Raw genomic sequence first — 3,032 nt, forward strand, 5'->3', positions numbered from 1 at the left:
AAATCTCGGTCCCGATGATGTTCGCCGCCCCCAGATGCTTGCCGAACCAGGCCTGTTCCCGCCCTGCCCGCGTTCCGTGGCAAAGCCCGAAGGAAACCTTGCCCAGCGCAGAGGTAAGATATTCACTCAGAAAGGCGACATGGCTTTCCTTGACGAACTGCTTCTTGAGCTTTGCTTTGTTGCCATCCGTCTGGACCTTCACATAGGTCTCATAGTCAGGGTATTCGTGCAGCGCGACGCCATCCCGCTCCACACGCTTGATGTCGCCTGATGCTTCAGCCGCCGCGATGGCCTGTTTGAAAATGCCCGGTTCCTTCTTCATCTTGATCGCCTCTTGCCTGTCGGCATAGCGGGGCGCGGCCCGCAGATTGCCGGTTTTCACCATGAAATGGCACAGCCCGGCCGTGCAGGCCAGTTTTTTCGAGGCACCGGCAGATCAGGTGCTGCGAAGGTCGAGCGTATCGCAAAGCCGAGTGAAGGCCTTCGATGCCATCGTCCAGTCGGCACGAAGTGACCGATAGAGCGTTGCCTGGCTTTGATGGATCAGCCCGTCGCTCAGGATCTTCAGGTGGTTGGCGCGCAGCGTCTCACCGGTTGAGGTGATGTCGGCGATGGCCTCGGCGGTCAGGTTCTTGACCGTGCCCTCGGTCGCGCCCTGGCTGTCGACAAGCTGGTAATCGGCGACGCCGTTCCCGGTCATGAAATTGCGCACCAGCCGGTGGTATTTCGTGGCGATGCGCAGGCGGTGGCCGTGAGTGCGGCGGAAGGCGGCGGCGGCGGCGTCGAGATCGTCGAGCGTATCGACATCGGGCCAGCAGGCAGGCACCGCGATGATCAGATCGGCATGGCCGAAGCCCATGGCGGCGAGTTCGGCCACCTGCCGGTCCCAGTCAGCCAGCTTGTCGCGCACGAGGTCCGAGCCGGTGACGCCAAGGTGGATGCGTCCTGCCACCAATTCGCGGGGGATCTCGCCCGCCGAGAGAAGGACAAGCTCCAGCCCCTCTGCCCCATCAACCGCGCCTGCATATTCGCGATCCGACCCCGTCCGGCGCAATGTAATGCCGTGCGCGCCGAACCAATCGAATGTCTGCTCCATGAGCCTGCCCTTGGAGGGGATGCCGAGTTTCAGCATGATCCGTCCTCCGTCAGGTCGGCGACAAGGCCGGGGCGGATCACGCCGCCCACGGCGGGGATGGAGCACCCCTGCCCCAGCACCTGCGTCAGCGCGTCGTAACGCCCACCCGAGGCGATCGGCGGCAGATCGGGATCGGAGCCGTGGAAGGAAAAGACGAAGCCGTCGTAATATTCCAGCGTCGTGCGGCCATGCGAGGCTTCGAAATCAAGCGCCTCCACATCGACGCTCTTGGCGGCCAGCGCTTCCAGCCGCGCTTCCATCCGGTCGGTGGCGGTGGCGATGGCGGGCATGTCGCGGGCCATGTCGCGCAGATGGGCAAGGGCCGCGGGGCTTTTGGCTGAAAGGTTCAGGAGGTCGTTCAGCCGGGTGACCTCTTCGGCGGCAACAGGCGGAGCGGCAGCGTCTTCCTGCAGGGCGGCAAGACGGGCCCTGACCTCAGCTTCAGAGCGCAGCCCGATCTGCGGCGCTTGGGCCGGGGTTTCGCCCTTTGCCAAAGCAGCCAGAAGCTGCACGCGGGGTTCGGGCACCGGACTCCGGCCCCCGAAGCGGTCGAGAAGTTGGGTGAAACGGCGGGGTCGCCAGATGTGGCGCAGAAGGGCCGCCTTGCGGCTTTCCAGCGTCTTGAGGCCGTGAACCGCCGCCATCAGGATCGCGATGTCGCCGGTCACGGCCCGAAGGTTCAGGGGCGCAAGAAGACCTGCGAAAAGGGCAAAGACCTCGGCATCGGCACCGGCCGGATTATCGCGGGTGAAAACCTCGTAACCCACTTGGAAATATTCGGATTTTCGTTCCGTCAAGTGTTCCTGCTTGCGGAAAACCTCGCCCATATAGGCGTAGCGCGCGGGCTCTGCCCCGTCCGACATATGCATCTGCACGACCGGCACGGTGAAGTCAGGGCGCAGCATCATTTCGCCGCGCAGGGGGTCATTGGTCACATAGGCGCGGGCGCGGATGTCTTCGCCGTAAAGATCCAGGAGCACCTCGGCGGGCTGCAGGATGTCGGCCTCGACCGGCACGGCACCGACCGCGCGGAAGGCGGCCATCAGGCGGTCGGCCTCGGCCCGTGCTGCCCCCTTCAGCGCCATTCAGGCGCTTCCCAGAATGCGGCGCACCTCGGCCACGAGGGTGTCGCGTGGCACTTCGGTCTGAGCGGGCTGGCTTTTCCATTCCTCGTGGCTGGCCTCGGCAGCGATCTTGGCACCGAGGAAGAGGTCCTTGAGCTGCACGACGCCCTTCGCCGCCTCATCCCCGCCCTGGATCACGGCGACGGGGGAGTTCCTTTTGTCGGCGTATTTCAACTGGTTGCCGAAATTCTTTGGGTTGCCGAGATAGACCTCGGCGCGGATGCCTGCCTGCCGCAGTTCCGTGGCCATCGCCTGATAATCCGCCATCCGATCGCGGTCCATGACGGTGACGATCACCGGGCCGCGCGTGTCGGTCTGCATGCGTCCCTTGGCGTGGAGCGCGGCCAGAAGGCGGTCAACGCCGATGGAGACACCGGTTGCCGGGACCGACTGGCCGGTGAAACGCTTGACGAGGTCGTCATAGCGGCCACCGCCCGCGACAGAGCCGAACTGACGCGGACGGCCCTTTTCATCAAGGATTTCAAATGTCAGTTCGGCCTCAAAGACCGGGCCGGTATAGTAACCGAGGCCGCGCACGACGGAGGGGTCGATGACGACGCGATCGGGGCCATAACCTTGGGCGGCAAGGAGTATCGCGATCTGTTCGAGTTCGGAGACACCCTCAGCGCCAATCTTACTGTCTCCTACCAACTCACTAAGATGAAACAAGACGGCGATGTTTCTTTTTAGTTCAGATGGATAGCCACCCTCAGGACGCGAAAACGCTTCAAATAGTTCATCGCTCATTGCTAGATCGCTATTCAGGTTTGCGA

Annotated in this window: 4 protein-coding genes; all 4 read right to left on the reverse strand. The window is 63.4% G+C overall.

Features of this window, described 5'->3' with window-relative positions:
* On the reverse strand, positions 1 to 385 hold a 385-nt coding region (locus WBB85_RS00690; protein WP_432636696.1), incomplete at its 3' end, for a hypothetical protein.
* Between the two features lie 51 nt (positions 386 to 436).
* Positions 437 to 1,135 (reverse strand): ATP phosphoribosyltransferase, encoded by a 699-nt coding sequence (gene hisG, locus WBB85_RS00695; RefSeq protein ID WP_432636699.1) that lies wholly within the window; start codon positions 1,133 to 1,135, stop codon positions 437 to 439.
* Positions 1,126 to 2,220 (reverse strand): ATP phosphoribosyltransferase regulatory subunit, encoded by a 1,095-nt coding sequence (locus WBB85_RS00700; protein ID WP_432636697.1) that lies wholly within the window; start codon positions 2,218 to 2,220, stop codon positions 1,126 to 1,128. Before WBB85_RS00700 ends, hisG begins: the two co-directional genes overlap by 10 nt.
* On the reverse strand, positions 2,221 to 3,032 hold an 812-nt coding region (locus WBB85_RS00705), incomplete at its 5' end, for an ATP phosphoribosyltransferase regulatory subunit (RefSeq protein WP_432636698.1).

Origin of the sequence: Albidovulum sp., from assembly GCF_049646345.1 — a bacterium.
Classification (GTDB): Bacteria; Pseudomonadota; Alphaproteobacteria; order Rhodobacterales; family Rhodobacteraceae; genus Albidovulum.

Coding starts and splice junctions, on each gene's coding strand:
- WBB85_RS00700 (WP_432636697.1), bottom strand. CDS start 2,220: ATGGCGCTGAAGGGGGCAGCACGGGCCGAGGCCGACCGCCTGATGGCC.